This window comes from Micromonospora pallida, from assembly GCF_900090325.1.
GTDB lineage: Bacteria > Actinomycetota > Actinomycetes > Mycobacteriales > Micromonosporaceae > Micromonospora > Micromonospora pallida.
Genome location: NZ_FMHW01000002.1, coordinates 4,601,814 through 4,624,526, shown reverse-complemented (window position 1 = coordinate 4,624,526; position 22,713 = coordinate 4,601,814). Strand labels below are relative to the sequence as shown.

General features: G+C 72.6%; 21 protein-coding genes and 3 tRNA genes. 11 read left to right on the top strand and 13 right to left on the bottom strand.

Annotated elements, in window-relative coordinates:
- Positions 1 to 26 precede the first annotated feature (26 nt).
- From GA0074692_RS19040 to GA0074692_RS19030, 3 genes are read right to left on the bottom strand one after another with little or no spacing between them, the layout of a single operon-like run.
- The gene (locus GA0074692_RS19040) at positions 27 to 1,262 is read right to left on the bottom strand and encodes an allantoate amidohydrolase (protein WP_091653726.1); all 1,236 of its coding nucleotides are present in this window, start codon (positions 1,260 to 1,262) and stop codon (positions 27 to 29) included.
- Between the two features lie 28 nt (positions 1,263 to 1,290).
- Positions 1,291 to 2,940 carry a urocanate hydratase gene (gene hutU / locus GA0074692_RS19035; protein WP_091646527.1) on the bottom strand — a complete coding sequence of 550 codons (1,650 nt, stop codon included), beginning with the start codon at positions 2,938 to 2,940 and terminating at the stop codon, positions 1,291 to 1,293.
- 14 nt (positions 2,941 to 2,954) lie between these two features.
- Positions 2,955 to 3,812 (bottom strand): MurR/RpiR family transcriptional regulator, encoded by an 858-nt coding sequence (locus tag GA0074692_RS19030; protein ID WP_091646525.1) that lies wholly within the window; start codon positions 3,810 to 3,812, stop codon positions 2,955 to 2,957.
- A gap of 130 nt (positions 3,813 to 3,942) precedes the next feature.
- On the opposite strand from GA0074692_RS19030, the gene GA0074692_RS19025 reads away from it, so the two are divergent.
- Positions 3,943 to 4,776, top strand: a complete 834-nt coding sequence (locus GA0074692_RS19025; protein ID WP_091646523.1) for a class I SAM-dependent methyltransferase — start codon at positions 3,943 to 3,945, stop codon at positions 4,774 to 4,776.
- The gene (locus GA0074692_RS19020; protein ID WP_091646521.1) at positions 4,773 to 5,597 is read left to right on the top strand and encodes an MOSC domain-containing protein; all 825 of its coding nucleotides are present in this window, start codon (positions 4,773 to 4,775) and stop codon (positions 5,595 to 5,597) included. Before GA0074692_RS19025 ends, GA0074692_RS19020 begins: the two co-directional genes overlap by 4 nt.
- A gap of 63 nt (positions 5,598 to 5,660) precedes the next feature.
- Here GA0074692_RS19020 and GA0074692_RS19015 read toward each other — a convergent pair.
- The 6 genes from GA0074692_RS19015 to GA0074692_RS18985 all read right to left on the bottom strand — a co-directional run bounded on the left by GA0074692_RS19015 (position 5,661) and on the right by GA0074692_RS18985 (position 10,136).
- A tRNA-Leu gene (locus GA0074692_RS19015) sits at positions 5,661 to 5,735 on the bottom strand.
- A 667-nt stretch (positions 5,736 to 6,402) separates the two neighbouring features.
- Entirely contained in the window at positions 6,403 to 6,879 is a 477-nt protein-coding gene (gene bcp / locus GA0074692_RS19005) for a thioredoxin-dependent thiol peroxidase (RefSeq protein WP_091646518.1), read from the bottom strand.
- A gap of 111 nt (positions 6,880 to 6,990) precedes the next feature.
- On the bottom strand, positions 6,991 to 8,109 hold the full coding sequence (locus tag GA0074692_RS19000) for a hypothetical protein (protein WP_176738499.1): 1,119 nt from the start codon (positions 8,107 to 8,109) through the stop codon (positions 6,991 to 6,993).
- A complete protein-coding gene (locus tag GA0074692_RS18995; protein WP_091646515.1) occupies positions 8,106 to 8,819 on the bottom strand; it encodes a DsbA family protein in 714 nt (237 codons plus the stop codon). Before GA0074692_RS18995 ends, GA0074692_RS19000 begins: the two co-directional genes overlap by 4 nt.
- Entirely contained in the window at positions 8,812 to 9,336 is a 525-nt protein-coding gene (locus tag GA0074692_RS18990; RefSeq protein ID WP_091646513.1) for a MauE/DoxX family redox-associated membrane protein, read from the bottom strand. The genes GA0074692_RS18995 and GA0074692_RS18990 overlap by 8 nt, the downstream gene beginning before the upstream one ends.
- Positions 9,337 to 9,515: 179 nt before the next feature.
- Positions 9,516 to 10,136 (bottom strand): sigma-70 family RNA polymerase sigma factor, encoded by a 621-nt coding sequence (locus GA0074692_RS18985; RefSeq protein WP_091646511.1) that lies wholly within the window; start codon positions 10,134 to 10,136, stop codon positions 9,516 to 9,518.
- Between the two features lie 73 nt (positions 10,137 to 10,209).
- Between GA0074692_RS18985 and GA0074692_RS18980 the strand changes: the two genes are divergently transcribed.
- From GA0074692_RS18980 to GA0074692_RS37015, 4 genes are all read left to right on the top strand, one after another.
- Positions 10,210 to 10,902: a zf-HC2 domain-containing protein gene (locus GA0074692_RS18980; protein ID WP_091646508.1), complete on the top strand. Its 693-nt coding sequence runs from the start codon at positions 10,210 to 10,212 to the stop codon at positions 10,900 to 10,902.
- A gap of 43 nt (positions 10,903 to 10,945) precedes the next feature.
- The gene (locus tag GA0074692_RS18975) at positions 10,946 to 12,625 is read left to right on the top strand and encodes a copper resistance CopC/CopD family protein (protein ID WP_091646506.1); all 1,680 of its coding nucleotides are present in this window, start codon (positions 10,946 to 10,948) and stop codon (positions 12,623 to 12,625) included.
- A gap of 15 nt (positions 12,626 to 12,640) precedes the next feature.
- On the top strand, positions 12,641 to 13,354 hold the full coding sequence (locus tag GA0074692_RS18970; protein ID WP_091646504.1) for a YcnI family copper-binding membrane protein: 714 nt from the start codon (positions 12,641 to 12,643) through the stop codon (positions 13,352 to 13,354).
- Between the two features lie 197 nt (positions 13,355 to 13,551).
- Positions 13,552 to 14,724, top strand: coding sequence for a YML083C domain-containing protein (locus tag GA0074692_RS37015; RefSeq protein ID WP_176738498.1), 1,173 nt, complete (start codon positions 13,552 to 13,554; stop codon positions 14,722 to 14,724).
- 338 nt (positions 14,725 to 15,062) lie between these two features.
- On the opposite strand, the gene GA0074692_RS18960 is transcribed toward GA0074692_RS37015, so the two are convergent.
- Positions 15,063 to 16,520 (bottom strand): glycosyltransferase family 87 protein, encoded by a 1,458-nt coding sequence (locus GA0074692_RS18960; RefSeq protein ID WP_245730370.1) that lies wholly within the window; start codon positions 16,518 to 16,520, stop codon positions 15,063 to 15,065.
- A gap of 74 nt (positions 16,521 to 16,594) precedes the next feature.
- On the opposite strand from GA0074692_RS18960, the gene orn reads away from it, so the two are divergent.
- Both orn and GA0074692_RS18950 read left to right on the top strand, forming a co-directional pair.
- Entirely contained in the window at positions 16,595 to 17,185 is a 591-nt protein-coding gene (gene orn, locus GA0074692_RS18955) for an oligoribonuclease (RefSeq protein WP_091646502.1), read from the top strand.
- A gap of 231 nt (positions 17,186 to 17,416) precedes the next feature.
- Positions 17,417 to 17,492: transfer RNA gene (locus GA0074692_RS18950), tRNA-His, on the top strand.
- Positions 17,493 to 17,711: 219 nt separating this feature from the next.
- Here GA0074692_RS18950 and GA0074692_RS18945 read toward each other — a convergent pair.
- On the bottom strand, positions 17,712 to 18,956 hold the full coding sequence (locus GA0074692_RS18945; RefSeq protein ID WP_091646500.1) for a L,D-transpeptidase: 1,245 nt from the start codon (positions 18,954 to 18,956) through the stop codon (positions 17,712 to 17,714).
- Positions 18,957 to 19,055: 99 nt separating this feature from the next.
- Complete coding sequence (locus tag GA0074692_RS18940; protein ID WP_091646498.1) at positions 19,056 to 20,324, bottom strand: L,D-transpeptidase; 1,269 nt, start codon at positions 20,322 to 20,324, stop codon at positions 19,056 to 19,058.
- Between the two features lie 188 nt (positions 20,325 to 20,512).
- Here GA0074692_RS18940 and GA0074692_RS18935 point away from each other — a divergent pair.
- From GA0074692_RS18935 to GA0074692_RS18925, 3 genes are all read left to right on the top strand, one after another.
- Positions 20,513 to 20,588, top strand: a tRNA-Lys gene (locus GA0074692_RS18935).
- Positions 20,589 to 20,817: 229 nt separating this feature from the next.
- Entirely contained in the window at positions 20,818 to 21,024 is a 207-nt protein-coding gene (locus GA0074692_RS34065; RefSeq protein WP_141725332.1) for a hypothetical protein, read from the top strand.
- 16 nt (positions 21,025 to 21,040) lie between these two features.
- On the top strand, positions 21,041 to 21,718 hold the full coding sequence (locus GA0074692_RS18925; protein WP_245730703.1) for a YdcF family protein: 678 nt from the start codon (positions 21,041 to 21,043) through the stop codon (positions 21,716 to 21,718).
- Positions 21,719 to 21,729: 11 nt separating this feature from the next.
- Here GA0074692_RS18925 and GA0074692_RS18920 read toward each other — a convergent pair whose 3' ends face one another.
- Positions 21,730 to 22,638 (bottom strand): XRE family transcriptional regulator, encoded by a 909-nt coding sequence (locus tag GA0074692_RS18920; RefSeq protein WP_245730369.1) that lies wholly within the window; start codon positions 22,636 to 22,638, stop codon positions 21,730 to 21,732.
- Positions 22,639 to 22,713 lie beyond the last annotated feature (75 nt).

Sequence of the window (22,713 nt, the reverse complement as noted above, 5' to 3'; positions counted from 1 at the left end):
CGGGCAGCGCCCGGTCAGCGGCCAGATCAGGCGCACGTCAGCTCCTCCAGCACCCGGGCCAGGGCGGCCACCCCGGCGGCGCAGTCGGCGTCGGTGGCCGTTTCGGCGGGGGAGTGCGACACCCCCGTCGGGTTGCGGACGAAGAGCATCGCGGTCGGCAGGTGCCCGGCCAGTACCCCGGCGTCGTGCCCGGCCGCGGTGGGCAACGTCGGCGCGTCGAGCAGCGCCGCCAGCCGCGTGCCCAGGTCCGCGTCGAAACCGACCAGCGGGGTCGCCGACTCCTCGGCAAGGGTCACCTCGGTGCCGTCCCGGCGGGCCCGCTCGACGGCCTTGGCGTGGACCGCCTCCACCAGCCCGGTGAGCGTGTCCGTCTCGGCGGCCCGCGCGTCCAGCCAGCCGGTCACCCGGGCCGGGATCGCGTTGGTGGCGTTCGGCTCGGCGTGGACCCGACCCATGGTGGCGTGCGCCCCGCGCAGCCGCGCCTCCTTGTTCGCCGCCAGCACGGTGAACGCGTAGGTGAGCATCGGGTCGCGGCGGTCGGCCATCCGGGTCGTACCGGCGTGGTTCGGCTCGCCGGTGAAGTCGAGCCGCCAGCGGCCGTGCGGCCAGATCGCGGTCGCCACCGCGACCGACGCGTCCCGGTCGACCAGCGCGCGCCCCTGCTCCACATGCAGCTCGACGAAGGCGCCGAACCCGGCGAGCAGGTCCGGTCGGGCCCCGGCCGGCTGGCCGCCGAACGCCTCGGCGAAACTCACCCCGTCGGCGTCCCGCAGCCCGGCCGCGCGCTCGGGCGTCAGCGCCCCGGTGAGCAGCCGCGATCCCAGACACGGTACGCCGAACCGGCCCCCCTCCTCCTCGACGAACGCGCCGACCACGAGCGGCCGGGCCGGGGCGACCCCGGCGGCGCGCAGCTCGTCCACGGCGAGGAAGGCGCTGACGATGCCGAGCGGCCCGTCGTACGCCCCGCCGTGCGGCACCGAGTCGAAGTGGCTGCCGGTGAGCACGGCGTCGGCGGCGTCCGGGTCACCCCAGCGGGCGAAGAGATTGCCGTTGCCGTCGTCGGTGACCGGCATGCCCCGCCGCTCGGCCTGGGCCCGGAACCATTCCCGCAGCCGCTGCTCCGGCTCGGTCAGCGCGTACCGCAGGTAGCCGCCGGTGCGGGCGTCCCGCCCGATCGGCGCGATCTCGTCCCACAGCACCCGGAAGCGGGCGGTGCTGGCGGTGGTTGCGGTGGTTGCGGTGGTAGCAGGGGACCCCTGCAGGGCGTTTTCGATGAACAAGGGTCCCCTCCTACCGCTCGGCCATGGGCACGCGGACACCGGTGCGAGTGGCGACCTCGTGGGCGTGGTCGTAGCCGGCGTCGACGTGCCGGATGACGCCCATCGCCGGGTCGTTGGTGAGCACCCGCTCGATCTTCTGCCCGGCCAGCGCGCTGCCGTCGGCGACGCAGACCTGGCCGGCGTGGATGGAGCGGCCGATGCCGACCCCGCCGCCGTGGTGGATGGACACCCAGGACGCTCCGCTGGCCGTGTTGACAAGCGCGTTGAGCAGCGGCCAGTCGGCGATCGCGTCGGAGCCGTCGGCCATCGCCTCGGTCTCCCGGTACGGGCTGGCGACGCTGCCGCAGTCCAGGTGGTCCCGGCCGATGACGACCGGTGCGCTCAGCTCGCCGGAGGCGACCATCTCGTTGAACCGCACCCCGGCGCGGTCCCGCTCGCCGTAGCCGAGCCAGCAGATCCGCGCCGGCAGGCCCTGGAAGGCGACCCGCTCTCCGGCCATCCGCATCCACCGGGCCAGCGACTCGTTCTCCGGGAACAGGTCGAGGATGGCGCGGTCGGTGGCGGCGATGTCGGCCGGGTCACCGGAGAGCGCCGCCCAGCGGAACGGGCCCTTCCCCTCGCAGAACAACGGCCGGATGTACGCGGGCACGAAGCCGGGGAAGTCGAACGCCCGCTCGTACCCGCCGAGCTTCGCCTCGCCCCGGATCGAGTTGCCGTAGTCGAACACCTCGGCCCCGGCGTCGAGGAACCCGACCATCGCCTCGACGTGCTTCGCCATCGACGCGCGGGCCCGGTCGGTGAACTCGGCTGGCTTCGCCGCCGCGTAGTCCCGGGCGTCGGCCAGCTCCACCCCCTCCGGCACGTACGACAGCGGGTCGTGCGCGCTGGTCTGGTCGGTGACGACGTCGATCTCCACGCCCCGGCGCAGCAGCTCCGGGAAGACGGTGGCCGCGTTGCCGACCACCCCGACGCTGAGCGCCCGCCGGTCCCGCTTCGCGGCGAGCACCCGCTCGACCGCGTCGTCCAGGGAGTCGGCGACCTCGTCCAGGTACCGGTCGTGCACCCGGCGGTCCAGCCGGGACCGGTCGACGTCGACGACCAGGCACGCGCCGCCGTTCATGGTGACCGCGAGCGGCTGGGCGCCACCCATTCCGCCGCAGCCGGCGGTGAGCGTCAGCGTCCCGGCCAGCGACCCCCCGAACCGTTTCGCGGCGACGGCGGCGAACGTCTCGTACGTGCCCTGGAGGATGCCCTGCGTGCCGATGTAGATCCACGAGCCGGCGGTCATCTGCCCGTACATGGTCAGGCCGAGCTGCTCCAGGCGCCGGAACTCGGGCCAGGTGGCCCAGTCGCCGACCAGGTTGGAGTTGGCCAGCAGCACCCGGGGCGCCCACTCGTGGGTGCGCAGCACGCCGACCGGCCGGCCGGACTGCACCAGCATCGTCTCGTCGTCGCGCAGGTCGGTCAGGGTCCGCACCAGCGCGTGGTACGACGGCCAGTCCCGCGCGGCCTTCCCGGTGCCGCCGTAGACCACCAGGTCCTCGGGACGCTCCGCGACCTCGGGGTCGAGATTGTTCATCAGCATCCGCAGGGCGGCCTCCTGCGGCCACCCCCGGGCGCTGCGCTCGGTGCCGCGTGCGGCACGGACGGGCTGGTACATCGCGGGATCTCCTTTCACCCGAGGAACAACTGTCGGCGGGCGGCGGACGCCTCGAACGCCTCCAACCGCGCCTGCGTGTCCGCCGGCGCGGCGTCGCAGATGGCCTGGAGCACCACCATGGCCAGGGCCATCGGGGCGGTGTGCAGGTCGAAGACCAGGTCGGCGCCGACCGCGGCGGGAAGTACCAGGTCGGCGTACTCGGTCGCCGGGCTCACCGGCGAGTCGGTGATCGCCACGATCCGCAGGCCGGCCTCCCGGGCGGCGCGCAGCGCGTCCAGGGTCTCCCGGGGATACCGGGGCAGCACGAAGGCCAGCACGGCGCTCGCCCCGGCGACGGCGGCCTGCTCGAGGCGGTCGGTGAGCAGGCTGCCGCCGGTGTCGAACACCCGCACGTCGGGATGCACCTTGGCGGCGAAGTACGCGAAGTACGCGGCCAGCGGCGCGGCGGCGCGTAGGCCGAGCACCGGCAGCGGACGGCTGGCGGCCAGCAGCGCGCCGGCCCCGGCGATCCGCTCGCGGTCGGCGAGCTGGACGGCGAGCCGGTCGAGGTTGGCGATCTCCGCCCGGACGGCGCGCTGGAGTTCGTTCTCCCCGTCGGCCGGGCCGGTCGTGCCGGTGGCGGTCAGCTCGCGCAGCCGGCGACGCAGCGCCGGGTAGCCGTCGTGGCCGAGCGCGACGGCGAACCGGGTCACCGACGGCTGGCTGACCCCGGCCAGCTCGGCGACCTCGGCGGCGGAGAGGTAGGCCACCGAGCCGGCGTGCTGCACCAGGCAGTGCGCGATCCGGCGTTGCGTCGGGGTGAGCCGGACGCCGTGGAACAGATCCAGCAGCCGGTCGCTCGGCGCCGCCGTGATGGTGGCCGTTTCATTCACCCCCTGACTGTATGCAAGAAAACTTTCAGCAGGCAAGGGTGGGTGAGCACCGGCACGGCGAGCCCCGTTGGCGCCGACCGCGAAACTCGCACCGACCTCCGCCCCAGGCGCGGGTGGTAGAAACCCTTTCGTGGACGCAACCAAGCTTCGCCGGGCCATCGCCCGCACCTGGCTGGCCCCCGTGGCCGCCTTCCCCAAGCGGCTGGTGCGGGTCGCCCGGTACGACACCAAGCTGCTGAAGGTCTCCGCCCGGTGGCTGGTGACCTCACGGGAACACCACAACTACACGTACGACCTCACCTGGCTCAGCAAGAGCCACCTCGCCTGGCTCGTCAGCGTCGTCTGCGACATCCCCGTCAAGCAGGTCAAGCGGTACATCCAGGAAATCGAGGGCGACGAGCAACTGCGCCGGCACATCGAGCAGACCACCCGGAATGCCGCCCGGCGCGGCCTGGCCGACCGCCAGGTCCGCTACGCCCGCCGGGTCGGCTGGTACGCCATCGTCCGCGCCCGCCGCCCCGAGCACGTCGTCGAGACCGGTGCGGACAAGGGCCTCGGCAGTTGCGTCCTCGCCGCCGCCCTGCTGCGCAACGCCGCCGAGGGCCACCCCGGACGGGTCACCTCCCTCGACATCAACCCCGAGGCCGGCTACCTCGCCCGTACCGCACCCTGGTCCGACGTGGTCGACCTGGTCATCGGCGACTCCATCGCCGCCATCGAGGCACTGGACCGGCCGGTCGACCTCTTCCTGCACGACAGCGACCACAGCAGGACCCACGAGAGGCGCGAGTTCGACGCGGTCGAGCCGAAGCTCGCACCGGGCGCCATGCTGCTCACCGACAACGTCACCGTCACCAACGTCCTCGCCGACCACGCCGAGCGCACCGGTCGGCGCTTCCTCGCCTACCGGGAGACCCCCATCAACCACTGGTACCCCGGCGACGGCATCGGTGTCGCCTGGTGAAGCTGACGTCCGTCCACACGTACCCGGTCAAGGGGTGCCACCGACTCGACCACGACGTCGCCCGGGTCGAACCTTGGGGCCTGGCCGGCGACCGGCGCTGGATGATCGTCGACGCCGACGGCATCGGCGTGACCCAGCGGGAGCACCCGCTGCTGACCACCCTGCGGCCGGTCACCCGCCCCGGCGGGCTGGTGCTGCGCGGCCCCGGCCGCCCCGACCTGGACGTGCCGGAACCGGCCGGTGTCACCCCGGTCACCGTCCGCACGTTCCGTCACCGGAAAGTGCCGGTCGAGGCGCGCCCCGCCGGCCCGGCCGCCGACGCCTGGCTCACCGCCGTGCTCGGCCGGCCGGTCCGGCTGGCCTGGCTCGCCCGACCCACCCGACACGTCGCCCTGGGGGAACGGACCCACGACACCGGCGACCAGGTCAGCTTCGCCGACGCGTACCCGCTGCTGCTGACCGTCACCGCCTCGCTCGACGCGCTGAACGGCTGGCTGGCCGAGGCAGGTTCGGCAGCCGTGCCGATGACCCGGTTCCGCCCCAACGTGGTGGTGGAGGGTGCACCGGCCTGGGCCGAGGACGGCTGGGACGGCCGGGTCCTGCACATCGGCGCGGCCACCTTCCGCACCGCCGGGCCGAGCAGCCGCTGCGTGGTCACCACCACGGACCAGGAGACCGGGGTACGCGGGCACGAGCCGCTGCGCACCCTGGCCCGGCACCGCCGTTTCGGCCAGGAGGTCCTGTTCGGACTGAACCTCATCCCCGTGTCGGCCGGCACGGTGAGCGTCGGCGACCCGGTCCGGATCGACCCGGACTCCTGAGGGTGACCCGGCCTCCTAGGTCTGTTTTCTCGGCCGGGAAAAGCGGTGCTGAAGTGGTGGAAGTAGGGCCGGCGGGATTCGAACCCGCACTGGTACGGACCTAAACCGCATGCCTCCTGCCAGTTGGGCTACGGCCCCTTGATGTCGTACACCACCATCCTCCACGACCATTGTGGCGGACGCGGAAGACGCCTCCCGATGGGGTAACCGGTGGGCGTGACAGCCTCAGGATCGTAAACCACGTCAGGCGCGACGACGGGAGGACGTCGGGAACCGGCGTATGTGGCCGTCTGGCTGTGGCAGTTCGGGCAGAGCAGACGTAGATTGTGTGGCCGGTTGTCCAGGAAGTCGCCGTTGATGTGATCGACGTGAAGGGTGAGTGGAGCGCCCTGCCAGGTCGGTCCGGTACCGCACCCCTCGCACTCATCGGGTAGCCCGATGGCAGCCAGGGCCCGTTTCAGTCGGCTCCCGGGTACCCGCCGAGACCCGTCGGGAAGCTTCACCAGCAGGGCTGGTGCCGGAATGCGCCGACCACGCCGGCCACGGTTGTGAGCTTGTCCCGTGAAATGGGAGGTGTCGACGCCGAACCGTTTGAGCTGCCGGCTGATGTGGGCGTGCGAGCCACCACTGACCCGTACGCCCAACAGACGCATCACTTCGGTGACGTTGCGGGCGCGTGCTGCCGCGTCGGCGAGCACCTCCTGGGTGTATCGGTATCGGACCATGTACGCACGGTAGTGGCCCGGTGTGACAGTTCCGGCCCGCCGGGTCAGGAGCGATGCCCGACCCGGCCGGTGACGGCGACTCAGTCCAGGCCGAGGTCGCGGCGCAGCTTGGCGACGTGGCCGGTGGCCTTGACGTTGTACAGCGCCCGTTCGATCTTCCCGTCCTCGTCGATGACGAAGGTGGAGCGGATCACCCCGGTGACCGTCCGGCCGTAGCTTTGCTTCTCGCCGAACGCCCCGTACGCGGTGAGCACCGCCCTGTCCGGGTCGGAGACCAGCGGGAAGGTGACGGCGTCGCGCTCCCGGAACTTCGCCAGCTTCTCCGGCTTGTCCGGGGAGATGCCGACCACCTCGTACCCGGCCGCCTGGAGGGAGGCGAGCGAGTCGCGGAAGTCGCAGGCCTGCTTGGTGCAGCCCGGGGTCATCGCGGCCGGGTAGGCGTACAGGATCACCTTGCGGCCCCGCAGGTCGGCCAGGGCGAGCGGGTTACCGGTGTCGGTCGGCAGGGTGAAGTCCGGCGCGGGATCGCCGGGGCTGAGACGGTGCGGCGCGGTCATGTCCGAAGACCCTACGGGCTCCGGCCCGGTGCGCGCCGTGACGCCCCCGGATCGCCCCGCCCCCGGATCGCCCCCCTCCGGAATCGACCCGGCCCGGTCCCGCGCCGACCCCTACCGGGCCCGCTCGGGTCGCAGGTGCCCGACGCCGGACGGTCTCCGGGGCGTCGCGGTGACCGCACGACCGGCGGCGTGCAGCCGGAGCACCCCGGCCAGGGTCGCCCCCGCCCCGGTGACCAGGATCAGCGTGACCACCAGCCGGACGGACTGGGCCGGCCACGGCAGCGGGGGCACCGACCGGGCGAGCACCGCCGCGTTGGTCACCCCGGCGAAGAGGGCCAGGCAGGCGCCGGCCAGGGCCAGCGCGAAGTCGGCGGCGGCGTGCCGGGTCAGCGCCCAGCCGCCGGCGGCGACCGCGCCGAGGCCGGTGATCAGCGCCCAGGTCTGGCCGGTCAGCAGGACGACGAGCAGTCCGCCGGCTCCGTCGGCCCCGGCGTCGAGGGAGCGGCCGACGGCGACCGCGACCGCGCCCAGCCCGCCCAGGGCGAGCAGCGCGCCGAGCCCGGCCAGGGCCCGCCCGCCCCACCGCGCGCCGGCCGGCAGCAGACCGAGTCCGCCCACCGCGAGCGCGCCGAGGGCCACCGCCGACCACCAGGGGTACGCGTCCGGCGGCGGCACCCAGTCCAGGGTGCCGCGCAGTTCCACGGCGACGTCGCCGTCGCGCAGCGGCACCACCCAGTCGCGTACCCGGTGCTCCCGGTCGGGGGCGGTGCTGACCTGCGGCGGCGGGCTGGACTCGCGCCACAGCGCCCGCTGGTCGTGCCAGCGGGCCACCGGCTCGTCGGTCACCCGCTGCCAGGACGGCTCGGCGGTGGGGTCGGCGTCGGCGGGTACGGCGGTCTCCCCGGCGATGGTCCGGTTAAGGTACGTCGCCGGGGAGCGGACGTTCTCGTACACCCCGTCCGGACGTACCTGGAGGTACGGCTCGCCGGAGTAGCCGAGCACGGTGACCGTACGGTCGGTGTGGTTGCGCAGTTCCAGCCGGGCGCCCGCCTCGACGGTCCGGACGTCCACGCCGTCACGGGCCGGGGCCAGCCCGGTCACCCCGACCCGGTAGTCGCTGCCGTTCGGGGCGTCCGCGCCGTGCGCCAGGGCGGGTGCGGCGGTCGCCAGCAGCGCGACGAGCGCCCCGACCAGGGACAACCCCAGCCGGGTCAGCAGCGTACGGGTCACGATGCCGCCTCGACGGCGGCGGTGATGGCCTCCGGGGTCGGGTTCCGCACCGGCTCGCCGTCGACCAGCACGGTCGGGGTGCCGGTGATCCCGTCCCGGCTCGCCTCCTCGGTGACGTGCTCGGCCCACGGCTTGAACGTCCCCTCACGCAGGCAGGAGGCGAACCCGTCCCGGTCGAGGCCGGCTCCGGCGGCGATCTCGGTCAGCTCGTCGTCGCTGAGTCCCGCGCCGCCCTCCGGCGGCTGCCGCTCGAAGAGGGCCTTGGCGTACTCGCGGAACCGGCCGCCCTCGGCGGCACAGCCGGACGCCGCCGACGAGCGGGTCGAGTACTCGGTGGTGGAGAAGCGGTTCAGGTACGCCACCGGGTGGTACACCACCCGGATCTTCCCCTGCGCGACGAGCGCGTCCAGGGTGGGGCCGCTGGCCTGCTCGAACTGCTTGCAGGCCGGGCAGATGAAGTCCTCGTACACGTCGACGGTGACCGGGCCCGAACCGGAGACGATCCCGGTGCCCGCGTCGTTCGCGCCGGTCGGGGCGGTGTACTCGGTGGAGCGCTGCCCGGCGTAGACGCTCCAGCCGATCAGTCCGGCGACGGCCAGCACCACCACGGCGGCCACCGAGGTCCAGAGCATCCGGCGTCGGCGCCGTTCCCGGGCGAGCTGTTCACGGACCACCCGCGAGGCCCCCTTCTGCCCCTTGCGACTACTCATCCTCGTCCTCCACGGCCGGTTCGCCCGCGAGCCACCCGTCCGCCGAGGCGGGGGTGCGGGGCCAGATCAGCAGGAACCCGGCGAGCGCCAGGAAACCCAGGTCCCGGAGGATCTCCGGGAGGTAGGCGGGGTGCTGCCCGGCGGCGAGTTCCCCACCGCCGCCGAAGCATCCGCAGTCGATGGCGAGCCCACGCGCCCAGGCGGAGGCGATGCCGGCGACGAAGACCAGCAGCAGCGCCGCGGAGACCCCGGCGGCGAGTCGGGTCGCCAGCCCCACCAGCAGCAGGACGCCGAGCGCCAGTTCCACGAAGGGCAGCGCCGCGCCGACCACCGTCGCCAGGTCGTACGGCATGACCTGGTACGCGTTCACCGCCCGTCCGGAGGCGGCCAGGTCGCCGACCTTGCTGCCGCCGGCGAGGAACCACACCGCGGCGAGGCCGAGCCGGGCCGCGACGCCGAGCCAGGGACGCAGCAGGGGCCAGCTCACGGCCCGGGTGCGGGATGGGGTCACGATCATTGGACGCTCCGTCGCGTCGGATAGTTCCCGGGCGGGCCCGTGGCCGGGCTCACCGTCCCCGGTCGTCCCTCGCCCGGTCATCCGTCCCCGGCCGTCCCTCGCGCCGTCGTCCCTCGCCCGGTCATCCGTCCCCGGCTGTCCCTCGCGCCGTCGTCCGCCGCACCGTCGGTCACCCCGGCTCAGGTGCCCAGGGCGTCGCCGACCGCCTCGATCAGGTCGCCCCGCGCCCGGGCCACCCGGGAACGGATCGTGCCCACCGGCACGTCGCCGACCGCCGCCGCCTCCGCGTACGACAGGCCGAGGACCTGGGTGAGCACGAACGCCTCGCGCCGTTCGGCGGGGAGCCGGCGGAGCAGGTCGGCGGCGCCGAGGTGGCCGGCCGGGTCGGGGTGCGGCCGGTCGGTGTGCGCCTGCGCGGCGAGCCGTTCGTCGAGTCGCCGCCGCCGGACCACGGTGCGCAGGTGGTCGGCGCAGGCCCGACGGGCGATGCCGAGCAGCCAGGTACGCGCGCTGGCCCGGCCCTCGAACGCCGGCAGCGCCCGGAACGCCCGCAGGTAGGTCTCCTGGGTGAGGTCGTCGGCGTTGTCCGGGTCGATCAGGGCGGCGACGAAACGCCACACCTCGGCCTGGGTGAGCCGGACGAATGCGGCCTGCGCCACCGGGTCCCCGCTGCGGGCGGTCAGCGCCCACTGGGTCGCCGCGTCCGGCCCGGTGGCGGCGGGGTCCGTCGGCTGGCCCGGCCTCGCCCGCGCACGATCGCCAGGGGCGTCGGCGGTGCGGCCGACCCCGGCGGCGTCCATGGGCGCGGGGATCACAACACTCCAGGTTACGCGGAGATGACGGACGGACAGAGACCTTCGACAGTTGCATGGCATGCGCCACACCGGGAACCAACCCGGCCTGAGCGCCGACTATCTCACCATGACATGCGACGACGTACGCGCGGCGCTGTCGGCGCGGCTGGATGGCGAGGATCCGGGCACGCCGCCGGCCACGCTGGACGCGCACACCTTGACCTGCGCCGGGTGCCGGAGTTGGCTGGCCCGGGCCGAGCAGGTGACCCGGCTGGTCCGGGTGCAGTCGGTGGCCGTGCCCGACCTGACCGCGTCGGTGCTGGCGGCGGTGGCCGCTGACGAGCAGGCGGCCCGGACGGCCGCCCGGGCGGCCGTCCGCGCCCGGCGGCAGGTGCTCCGGGTGGCGGTGGCGGTGGCCGCGGCCGCCCAGTTCGCCATCGCCCTGCCGATCCTCCTCGCCGGCCTGGGGGTGGACGTGGATCCGCACACCAGCCGGGAGATGGCCTCCTTCGACGTGGCGCTCGCGGTGGGCTTCGCGCTGGCCGCGTACCGGCCGGAACGGGCGCAGGCGTTCGTGCCGGTCGCCTTCGTGCTCGCGGTCTGCCTCGCCGGCACCAGCGCGGTGGACATCGCCAACTCGACGACCGCCCTGGTGCATGAGATCGGTCACCTGGCCGCGGTGGTCCAGGCCGGGCTGCTCTGGGCGCTGGGCCGCACCAGCCGTCAGCTCGACCCCCCGGTCGCGGCACCTGCTGTCGCCGGACCGAGGTGACCTGGGTCGTCAGCGGCCCCTCGTTTCGGCGAGCATTGCGCACATGACAGCTCCGACTCCTCTGCCGCGCCGTACCCGCGTGGTCCGTCCGTTCGCCCGTCTGGCCGCCGGCGTCGGCCTCCTGGTCGTCCTGGTGGCCCTCCTGCTCGCCCCGGCCGGCCCGGCGAGCGCGCACGCGGTGCTGGTGAGCAGCAACCCGGCCGCCTCCGCCGTGGTCCCGAGCGCACCGGCAGAGGTGGTGCTGACCTTCAGCGAGTCGGTTCGGCAGGTGCCCGACAAGATCCGGGTGATCGCGCCGGACGGGTCGCGGGCCGACCGGGGCGGGCCGTCGTTCGAGGGCGGGGTGGTGACCGTGCCGGTCGACCCGGCCGGCGGGCGCGGCACGTACCTGGTCAGCTACCGGGTCGTCTCGGCGGACAGCCACCCGGTCTCCGGGGCCTTCACCTACTCGGTCGGCGCGCCGTCGACACCGCCGGTCGACTCCGGGGCGGACACCCGGGCCGACCCGGCGGTGGGCCTGGCGACCAAGGTCGCCAAGTACCTCACCTACGTGGGCCTGCTGCTGCTGGTCGGTCCGGTGCTGATGCTCAGCGTCTTCTGGCCGCGCCGGCTCTCCCGTACCGGCCCGAGCCGGATGGCCTGGACCGGGCTCGCCCTGGTGGCCGTCGGCACCGTGCTGGGCGTCTGGGCGCAGGTGCCGTACACCGCCGGTGGCGGCCTGTTCGAGGTCGACGGCGCGGGATTGCGGGACGTGCTTGGCAGCGACTTCGGCCTGGCGCACCTGGTCCGGCTCGGGCTGCTGGCCGCCTCGATCTTCCTGCTGCGGCCGGTGCTGACCGGTGGCGGTGGTCGGGCGGACCGGGTGATCCTGGCCATCCTCGGCGGCGCGACGCTGTTCACCTGGCCGCTGGCCGGGCACCCGGCGGCATCGCCCGCTCCGCCGCTGTCGGTCTTCGTCGACGCCGTGCACCTGGGCAGCATGGCGGTGTGGCTGGGCGGGCTGGCGGTGCTCGCCGGGTTCCTGCTGCGGCGGGCCGAGGAGCACGAACTGGACGCGATCCTGCCGATCTGGTCCCGGTGGGCGACGCTGGCCGTGGTCGCCCTGCTGCTCGCCGGCACGGTGAACGCGTTGATCGAGGTGGGTAGTCCGGGCGCGCTGGTCGACACCCTCTACGGCCAGCTGCTGATCGCCAAGATCGCGCTGTTCGGGCTGGTGGTCGGGGTGGCGGCGGTCTCCCGCACCCTGGTGCGCCGGTGGCGGGAGGCCGCCCGGCCGAGGCCGCTGCGTCGGGCGCTGTGGCTGGAACTGGCCGTCGCCGCGGTGGTGCTCGGGATCACCGCCACGCTGGTGCAGACCACCCCGGCCCGGACCGCCGGCAGCGACGTCACCGGGACCGAGAGCACCCTGTTCACCACCACGCTGACCAGCCCGCTGTACTCGCTCCAGGTGGAGGTCGACCCGGCCGAGCCGGGCAGCAACTCCATGCACCTGTACGCGTACTCCCCGGACAAGCAGCCGCAGCCGGTGGTGGAGTGGAAGGCCACCATCGCGCTGCCGTCAGCCGGAATCGAGCCGATCGAGATCTCGATGCTGCCGCTGACCGATAACCATGCCACCGGAGAGTTCAACCTGCCGGCGTCGGGGGAGTGGCAGCTCCGGGTCACCGTACGCACGTCAGACATCGACCAGGCCACGGTGACCACCACCGTGCCCGTCCGATAGGAAGGTTCCGTTTCCATGATCCGTCACCGGCGTACCGCAGCCGCCCTTGCCCTCGGTGCGGCCGTCGCCACCGCCGTTCTTGGCCTCGCCGGCCCGGCCTCGGCGCACGTCTCGGTCAACCCCGCCGACGCCACCCAGGGCGGCTACGGCCGGTTCGCGTTCCGGGTGCCGAACGAGAGCGACACCGCCGCCACCACGAAGGTCGAGGTGGTGTTGCCGGAGAACGCCCCGGTCGGCTCGGTCTCCACCATGCCCGTGCCCGGCTGGACAGTGACAGTGGAGAAGCGCAAGGTCGACCCGCCGGTGGAGGTGCACGGCAGCCAGCTCTCCGAGGTGGTGTCGAAGCTGACCTGGACGGCGGCCGCGGGCGGCGGGGTCGAGCCGGGCCAGTTCCAGGAGTTCGCGGTGTCGATGGGGCCGTTGCCGCAGACCGACCAGATGGTCTTCAAGACGCTCCAGACCTACTCGGACGGCAATGTGCAGCGCTGGATCGAGGCGCCGACCCCGGGTGGGGAGGAGTCGGAGAGCCCGGCACCGGTGCTGACCCTCGCCGCCCCGTCCCCGTCGGCCGCGCCGGCGGCCCGGGGCGCCGACGAGGAGGCGGGCGCGGACGGCTCCGGGCCGGCCCTCGGCCTCGGCATCGCCGGCCTGGTCGCCGGGCTGGCCGGGCTGGGACTGGGCGCAGTCGCGTACGCGCGTACCCGGCGGAGGCCGGTGCGGGACGCCTGAGCCGGCACCACCCTGCGCACCCCGGCCCCGTCGGTTCAACCGACGGGGCCGGGGCCGTTCACGGCGGAGGGGCGACGAGTCGGGCGGCCCGGACGGTTGCCTTGCGACTGCTGTCCGCTTCATCCGATATCCGGGGATTGCGTCGCTTGTCTGGGTAAGGTCGTCCAGGTACCCGGCTCAGGAGGAGGACGACACGGATGCGGTTCGCGCGAGCGCTCGCCGGAATGCTGTTACTGGTCATCGGGATCCCGGCGCTCGTCGTCGGCGGCGCGCTCTGGATCGTCGCCCGGCACGCCGACCCGGACGGCGGGTTCCGTGCCCGGTTCGAGCCGGTCCGGACCCCCGGCCACGCGGTGGTCGTCACCGACCTGCCCGACCTGCTGCGCCGGGACGCCCCGTTCGTCCAGACCGGGGCGAACCGACTGCGACTGACCGCGCGTACCGCCGATGGACCCGCCTTCCTCGGGCTGGCACCGACCAGCGAGGTGGACCGCTGGCTGGGCGACGCGCCGCGGGCCGCCCTGACCCGCGTCGTGGTGGCCCGGGGCGCGCTACCGGCCCGGGTGGAACCGGTGGGACGCGCCGAACCCGCCGTTCCGACACCCGAACCGGTCGGCCAGCCGTTCTGGGTCCGCGAGGGCATCGGGGCGCTGGAGTGGGACCCCGCCGAGTTCGACGGCCGGTCGATGACCCTGGTGCTGATGCACCCGGAGGGTCGGCCGGGTCTGACGCTGGACGTGCGGGCCGAACTGCGCCCCGGCTGGCTCACCCCGGCCCGCTGGGCGCTGCCCGTCGGTGGGGCGCTGCTGGTGGCCCTGGCCCTGGTGCTCCCGCTGCGCCCGCCCCGCCCCCGGGAGGTGGTCTTCGTGGTCGAACCGGACCAGGTGCCGGTCCTCGCCCAGCGGCTCGGGGTGACCTCGCTCAGCGCGCTCGGCGCACCGTCCGAGGAGCCGCCCCCGGCGTCGCCGGCCGAGCGGACGCTGGTGGCCGTGGGGACGACGACGGCGGAGGAGGTGCGCGCGCTCTCGCCGGCCGGCGTGCCCGCCATCGGTGCGGGCCCGGCCAGTCGTCCGGCCGCCCTGCCGGACTCGGACGGTGGTCCGGTCACCCCAGCGGACTCGGCCGGTCGTCCGGCCACCCCGGCGGGCCCGGTTGGCCGTCCGGTCGGCCTGCCGGACTCGGCCGGTCGCCCGGCCACCCTGGCGGGTCCGGTCGGTCGTCCGGCGACCCTGGCCGACCTCTGCGCCGACCGGCGTGGGTCGGCGGAGGAGCCGGCGGGTCGCACGCCGGCCGGGCCGCCCGGCCTGGCCTGGCCGCCCCTGTCGCCTCCCGGCGGGCCCGCCGGCGGGTCGGGCGCGGCGGCGGACTGATCCGCGTCCGCCAGCGGGTTGGGCGCGGGGCGGTCCGCGGGTCCGTCGGCGGGTTGGGCGCGACGGCGGACCGGTCCTGGCGCGACGCGGTGGTCCCCGCTCGCCAGCCCGACCCGCTGCCCGTCGACACTGTGCGTTCGCGGATGTCGAGGGCCGTCTGCGCGACCGTGACCGACCTGCTCGGCTGTCGAACCGTCCGGTAGGCCCGGTCTGCGGCTGGAAAGCGGGTGGCCCTCCGTGCTGCCGACACGGAGGGCCACCTTCACCGGGGGATCGGTGCTACCTGAGAGAACGTCTGAGGTAGGTGATGCCAGATTAGCCGGTAAACGCGTTACTCGTCAGTTGTGTCCATTTGATGCAAGTTTCGCCTTGGGGCGCCAGCGGATCCACCGGGTCGGTCGCGCGCGGGGCACCGACGCGCCGACGCCGGCCGTCCGGTCCCCGGCGGCCGGTCGCACCGGCAGCACCACCAGCAGCAGCAGCGAGAGCAGGACGTAGGTGTTGCGGGTCAGCACGTCCACCGGATCGTCGGTACGGGCCGGACCAGCCCCCCAGTCCTGGAACGAGACCACACCGTAGGCGATCAGCAGATAGCTGGCGATCGCCACCACCAGCAGCCACCGGACCCACCCACGCCGGCCGGCCGGGCCGGCACCCGCCACCTCCGGGTCGACGCCGGACGTCGCCGGGTCGCTACCGGGCACCGTCGGATCGGTACGGGGCATCGCCGGGTCGAGGCCGGCCACCCCGGACCCGGTGCGGGACGTCGCCCGGTCCGGGCCCAGCCCGGCGTCGAGCATGATCACCACAGCCGGGATGAACCAGTAGATGTGGTGGGTCCAGGTGATCGGGCTGACCAGCCCGCCCACCAGCCCGGTCAGGGTCAGTCCGGTGAGCGGATCACCGGCCCGCGCCGCCTGCGCCGCCCGCCACAGCCCGTACGCGGTCACCGCCGCCACCAGCAGCAGCCAGAGCAGCCGGTCCGGTTTCTCGGGCACAGTGAAGCGGCTCAGCAGCCCGAACAGGGACTGGTTGCCGGTGTAGTCGGTGCGCCCCACCCGGTCGGTGGCCCACAGCTCGTGCGTCCAGAACCGCCACGAGTCACGCGGCGCGAAGGCCGCCGCCAGCAGTGTCGCCGCCGCGGCGGTCGCGCTCGCCACGATCGCCGCCCGCCACTGCCGGGTCACCAGCAGATAGACGATAAAGATGCCCGGGAAGAGCTTGAGCGCCGTCGCCAGCCCCACCGCCACCCCGGCCCAGCGTTTTCTCCCGGGTACGGCGAAGAGCAGGTCGGCCAGGATCAGCACCACCAGCAGCATGTTGATCTGGCCGAAGGTGAGGGTTTCCCGGGTGCTCTCCACCGCGAAGGCCAGCAGGACCGCCACGGTCAACGTGAACAGGCGGGGCAGATCGTGCCGGACGATCACCGGGCCGACCAGCCACCGGGTCGTCACCACCACGCCGACTGCGGTGAGCACGGTGAAGACCACGATGGTCGCGCCGAGCGGCAGCACCGCGAACGGGCGCAGCAGCAGCGCGCTGAACGGTGGGTAGGTGAAGTAGAGCGCACCCTGGACCCGGTCCGGCTGGCTGTAGTCGTAGAGCGGGTTGCCCGCCGCCCACCACTCCATCGCCCGCATGTAGATCTTCAGGTCGAAGAAGTCGTGTACGAGTCCCGGCAGGTAGAGGGCGGGCAGCACGGCGACGAGGGCCAGGACGGTGAGGAGCCGGCGGACCCTGCGACCGCCCGGGTCCGGCTCGACCAGGGCGGACGGAGCGGCAGGTTGTGCTGGCACGGGGAAACCCTAACGGTCGTTCCCGCCGACGGTGCGCAGGCGCGGGCCGTCTGTGCTGCGCGTAGTCTGTTCCGGTGGCTGATCTTCTCGTCTGGATCGACTGTGAGATGACCGGGTTGGACCTCGGCCGGGATGCGCTGATCGAGGTCGCCGCGCTCGTCACCGATCCCGACCTCAACGTGCTCGGTGACGGTGTGGACGTGGTCATCCACGCCGACGAAGAGAAACTCGCGGCGATGCCGGAGATCGTCCGGACGATGCACGAGAAGTCCGGACTCACCGAGGAGGTGCGCCGCTCCACGGTCACCATCGCCGAAGCCGAGGACATGGTGCTGGAGTACGTCACCAGCTTCGTGAAGGACCCCCGTACCGCGCCGCTGTGCGGCAACTCGATCGCCACCGACCGGGGCTTCCTCGCCCGGGACATGCCCCGCCTCGACGGCCACCTGCACTACCGGATGATCGACGTTTCCTCGATCAAGGAACTATGCCGGCGCTGGTACCCCCGGGTGTACTTCGGCCAGCCCGCCAAGGGGCTGGCGCACCGTGCCCTGGCCGACGTCCGGGAGAGCATCCGGGAGTTGGAGTACTACCGCCGTACCCTGTTCGTCCCGCTGCCCGGGCCGGACGTGGAGACCGCCAAGGCCATCGCCGCGCAGTTGTAGGGCGGGGTCGCGGGCCGCTAGGGCAAGGTGTCGCGGGGCGGTCCGGCGAGACGTCGCGGGGCGGTAGGGCGGTTGGTCCGGCGAGGCGTCGCGGCGGGCCGGGGCGCAGGGCGCGGGCCGACGGGCCGGAAATCCGGTTCGGGGTGGAACCCGCTCGACGGGACCGGGAGGGGTGTGGCTATCATTGGTCGGCGCGCCCGCCCGGGTCGGTGATCCGGGCGCGACGGCATGGTGGCTGTAGCTCAGTTGGCAGAGCACCGGGTTGTGGTCCCGGGTGTCGTGGGTTCAAATCCCATCAGTCACCCCAGTAGGCGACGAGCCCCCTCCTCGGAGGGGGCTCACTGCTTTCCCCGGGGCTGTATTCCCTCTCCCCTGGGCTGGACCCTGCGGATTTCCCCCTGGCCGCATCCTTCGGATCGTGTTCGCCCGGGCTGGCCCCTCCGGATCGTGGTGGCTGCCAGGAACGACGACGGCCGGGGAGGCCCGTCTCGTCACGGGCCGCCCCGGCCGTCCTACGCTGAACCGGTCACTCGGTCGCCGACGGCGTCGCCTCCGGCTCGTACGGCAGGGCACTGCCCTTGACGTACTCCTCCCAGCTCATGTTCCAGTCCGTCCAACCGTTGCCGTTCTGGAGCTTGCGCTCGGTGCCCTTCACGGTGATCGGGTCACCGATCCGGGTCTGCTTGAAGAGCCACTCGCCTTCCTTCATGGACACGTTCACGCAGCCGTGCGAGACGTTGACCCGCCCCTGCTGACCCTCCGACCAGGGCGCGGCGTGGATGAACTCCCCGCCCCAGGTGAGCCGCTGCGCGAAGTCGATGTCGGTGCGGTAGCCGTCCTCCGGACCCAGTTCGTCGAAGGTGTCGAAGACCGTTTCTTTCAGCTTCTCGATGACCACCATCGTCCCGCTGGACGAAGGGGTGCTCTTCTTGCCGAGGCTGACCGGAATGGTCCTGATCACCTTGCCGTCCCGGGTGACCGTCATCCGCTTGGTCTTGTTGTCGACGGTCATCACGGTCGCCGCGCCGATCTTGATGTCCACGCTCAGATCGGCCCGCCCGTACCAGTCCTTGCCCATCGGCAGGCCGCCGGCCTGCACCCGGTACTGCACCGTGCTGCCCGCCTGCCAGAACTCCTTCGGGCGGTAGCGGATCTCGGTCGGGCTGACCCAGTGCCAGATGCCCTCCTGCGGCGGATTGGACTGCACGGTCATCCGGCGCTGCACGTCGTCGCGGTAGTCCTCCGGGATCGCCCGGCCGAACTTGACGATCAGCGGCATACCGACCCCGACCACCTGGTTGTCGCCGAGGAAGCTGGTCACCCGCACCTGGTTGGCCGGCTTGGCCATGGTGGTGAAGGTGTGCGTTGCGGTCGCGGCCTTCCCGTCCGAGCCGGTCGCCGACACGGTGGCGGTGTACGTGGTGCCGTACTTCAACGCACCGGACGGCAGCCAGCTCTTGCCATCGTCGGCGAGCGTGCCCTCGACGGCCGCACCGGCCGCGTCCTTCAGCTCGACGGTCGTCTCCTGGGCCTTCTCGGCGGTGAACGCGATCTCGGTCGCGGCCGGCACGTCCTTCGCGTCGGCCTGCGGTGTGGTGATCGCCACCGTCGCCTCGGGTGCCTTCTCGCTGGCACCCGGCGGCGTCGGCCCATCCTTGCCCCCACCGGTGCAACCCGAGGTCAGCGCGAGCGCGGCGACGAGCACCGCCGCCGCGAGCCCGCCGCGTCGCCGGTCGCCCCTGCTCCGTATCAGCTGCTGGTCAGCTCGCATGATGTCCTCACAGTCGTGGTCCCGGAACCATCGTTCCTTAGAGAGACGTACGGAACCTGGTACCCGTTTCGGGGCGTGAAGGAAAACACGCGAAGCCGATCAGAGTGCCAACGCGGCACCCTCACCACCGTCCGGCACCGGCAGCGCACTGCCCTTGACGAACTCTGCCCAGCTCAGGCTCCACGCCGTCCAGCCGTTGCCCGCAGCGAGCTTACGCTCGGTGCCGGTGATGGTGATCGGGTCGCCGACCAGGGTCTTGCTGAACAGCCACTTGGCGTTGGCGGTGGCGACGTTCACACAGCCGTGCGAGACGTTGCGCCGTCCCTGGTGCTGCACCGACCAGGGGGCCGCGTGGATGTACTCGCCGCCCCAGGTGAGCCGCTGGGCGAACTCGATGTCGGTGACGTAGCGGTTCGCCGGATTCGGGTCGTCGCGGGTGTCGAAGACCGTCGCCGCCTTCTTCTCCATCACCACCATGGTGCCGCTGGAGGAGGGGGTCTGCTTCTTGCCCAGGCTCACCGGCAGGGTCTTGACCACCTGGCCGTTCTCGTACACGGTCATCTGCTTGGTGGCGTTCTCGACCTTCATCTCGAACGCCCGGCCGATCTTCGCGCTCGCCCGGCGGTCGACGTTGCCGTACTTGCCGTTGCTCAGCGGGATGCCCTCCAGGGCGATCCGGACGGTGAGCGTGGTGCCCGGCTTCCAGTACTCCGCGGCCCGGTAGTAGGCCTGGGTACCGTTGGAGACCCAGTGCCACGCACCCGGCTGCGGCGGGTCGGTCTGGACGAACATCCGCTTCTGCACCGCGGCCCGGTCCTTCTTCGGGATGCCCGGGGAGAACTCGGTGACCACCGGCATCGCCACGCCGTAGGTCTTGTCGTCGAAGAGGTACAGCCCGGAGCCGATCACCGACTTCGGCTTCTTCATCGTGGTGAAGGTGCTGGTGCCGGTCACCTGACCGGCCGAACTGGTGCCGGTGACCGCAGCGGTGTAGCGGGTACCGTACTTCAGCGGTTTGGCCGGTACCCAGGACGAACCGTCGGTGCGCGGCGTGCCTGTGACCTGCGTGCCGTCGGCCGCGGTGAGCGTGACGTCAGTGATCTTCACGCCGGAGTCCTCGGCGGCGATCTCGGTGCTCACCGGCCGGTTCGTCGACCCGTCGGCCGGGCTGACCGGGACCGTTCCCCCGTTCGGGATCGGTGCCCCGTTTTGCCCGTCGCCCGCCGGTGCCGCCGTACCCGTCGCGGTCGGCTCTGCGGGACCGCCCACGAACGCCGGCTTCTGGTCGGGGCCGCAGCCCGTCAGTACGACCGACGCTGCCACAGCCAGAGCGCACACCAGCGCCCCGGACCGCGTGAACCTGCCCATCCCCACCTCGGTTTCTCGCGTGCCTGGCGCACATCGTGCCGTATCACCGCACCTGTCCGGTCCCCCGTGCCGAGAAAATTGAGTCTTTTGTCGGGTTTTGGGCCTTAATCTCGTCCGAAGAGGTGAGGAGGGGATCGGATTGGAACCCGCCTCACGGCCCGTGCTAGTGTTCTCTCCGTTGCCAGCGAGCGCCGCTAGCTCAACTGGCAGAGCAGCGGACTCTTAATCCGCGGGTTCGGGGTTCGAGTCCCTGGCGGCGCACCAGCAATAAAGGCTCTGACCTGGGGTTTCACCCTGGGTTGGAGCCTTTTTCGTTTCCCCGCCGGTGGTCCGGTTCTCGGTGGGTGCTCGGGAGCGGTTGGACTGCTGCGGCTTCCAGTGGACGGGTGGCGTGATGGTGGACGTCCGGGCCGGTGGTGGCGGTGATGTCACCCTGGACGGGCTGCGGGGAGTCCGCATCGTGCCGCCGTGCTGGTGCCCCTACGCTTGCGGAATGAGGGAACCCAGCGCGGATCGGGCCTATGCCACGCCAGACGACCTCCCGATCTCGGCCGTGCTGCCCGAGTTGCTGCGGAGCGTGCGGGAGGGCCAGGTCGTCTACCTCAGCGAGCAGGACGAGCCGGTGGCCGCAGTCGTTCCGCTGGATGTGGCGAGGGCGGGGCTGGCGGCCCTGGGCAGGTCCGATGAGGGAACCCGGTGACGGCACGGGCCGCTCGGTGCCGATGAACCGGTCCGCGGCGACCCCGGCCGTGATACCTGACGAGATTCGCTCCGACGTGGAGACGCTGTGGCGCTACCACGACCTGGGCCACCAGCTACGTCGGTGTGACGTGGGCATCGGGTTGGGCAGTCACGACCTCGGTGTGGCGGCGGCCGCGACCCGCCTGTTCCACGAGGGCCTGTTCCCGTGGATCGTGTTCACCGGCGCGAACGCTCCGACGACCATCGAGCGGTTCCCGCGCGGTGAGGCAGTGCACTATCGGGAGTACGCGGTCGAGCATGGTGTGCCGGCGGACTCGATCCTCGTGGAGCCGCGGGCGACGAACACGGCGCAGAACCTCGACTACTCGCGGCAACTGTTGGCGGAACGTCAGATCCCGGTGCGTTCGGTGTTGCTCATGTCCCGGCCGTACCAGCAGCGTCGGGCGTTCGCCACCTGCAAGCTGATCTGGCCGGACGTTGAGGTGGTGTGCGCGTCGAACCCGTTGGGGCTCGACGAGTACGTGCGCAGCATCGGTGATGTGCGGCGGGTGGTGGACATGCTGGTGGGTGACACGCAGCGGATCGAGGTGTATGCCGAACGCGGGTTCGCGGTTCCGCAGGAGGTGCCGGACGAGGTTCGGGCGGCCTTTGGCCGTCTGGTGGCGGCGGGTTACACGAGCCGGCTCGTCTGAGTTGAGTCGGGTTACCAGCGGGGCTCGCCCGGTCGGATGCCCATTCGTTCGCTGAGTTCGACGGCCGGACGGGGCGGTCGGGGGCGGGTGAGGATCTCTCGGACCAGGTCGCGGGAGAGTCGGTGGTAGCGCACCTGGTCGGGGCCGATGATCTCGGCGTCGAGGAGGGCGGCCAGCGCTTCGTCGATGCGGTTCCAGCGGGCGAGTGCGCGTGCGGTTTCGATGGCGTGTCGGACCTGCCGTTCGACCGGAAGTGCGGTGGTGTCGAGTGGCGCGCCGATGGTGATGGCGCGTTGCACGTCGCCGAGTTCCATGGCCACGGTCGTCTTGTGGATCGACACGTTGGTCGGTCCGAAGGCGGTCCAGACGTGGTTTCCGTCGGTGCCGAGTCTGGTGGCCGCGGCGTCCGCTTCGTTGATGTGGCTGTTGGCGCAGGAGCGATCGTCTTTACGCGCGGCGGCGAGTGCGCATACCAGGTGCAGGCTGCCGTAGACGGAAAGCAGTTGCGGTGTGGGGGTGGCCAGTCGTGGTTCGAGGAACCGGGCGGCGGTGGCGGCGAGGCCTCGCGCTTGGGCGTATTCGCCGATGGAGATCAGGGAGTGCGCGGCCGAGCGGCTGAGTGAGCCGATGACCACGTGGTCCTCGCTGGTGTTCGCGGCGGCCAGTCCTCGGCTGGCGGCGGTCCAGGCCAGGTCGCCTTCGCCGAGCTTGGTGAGGAACAAGGCGGCGAGTTGGTGGGCGTAGGCGGTCATCGCGTGGGCGCGCAGGCCGTCGTCTCCGTCGTAGGCCTCGGTGGCGGTGAGACAGTCGTGGATGAGGTGCGGAAGCCGGCGGGCGAGGGTGCCGTATCGCGAGTGCTGGTAGGCGTTCCAGATCGCGGCAACATCGTTCTCGAGTTCCGTCAGGGCCAGCGCGTCCACGGCGGCGGGGCTGGCCAGGGCGGGCGCGAGATGCCGGTAGTCGTGGAGCGCTGCACGCAGGGCGGGGATGGTCTC